General features: G+C 65.1%; 1 protein-coding gene. It reads left to right on the forward strand.

Features of this window, described 5'->3' with window-relative positions:
- On the forward strand, window positions 1–298 hold a 298-nt coding region (locus ACLJNW_RS24350), incomplete at both ends, for an NADH-quinone oxidoreductase subunit H (protein ID WP_410961235.1).

Genomic DNA, 298 nt, shown 5'->3' on the forward strand with positions numbered 1-298 from the left:
TTCCAGCTCGGCGCGGACATGGTCAAGATGTTCTTCAAGGAGGACTGGACCCCGCCGTTCGCCGACAAGATGATCTTCACCCTGGCCCCGGTAATCGCGATGGGCGCCCTGCTCGTCGCCTTCGCCATCGTGCCGATCACCCCCACCTGGGGCGTGGCGGACCTGAACATCGGCATCCTGTTCTTCTTCGCCATGGCCGGCCTGACGGTGTACGCCGTGCTGTTCGCCGGCTGGTCGAGCAACAACAAGTTCGCCCTGCTCGGCAGCCTGCGCGCCTCGGCCCAGACCATCTCCTACG

Source organism: Salmonella sp. SAL4457 (assembly GCF_046548235.1).
Taxonomy (GTDB): domain Bacteria; phylum Pseudomonadota; class Gammaproteobacteria; order Enterobacterales; family Enterobacteriaceae; genus Salmonella; species Salmonella enterica.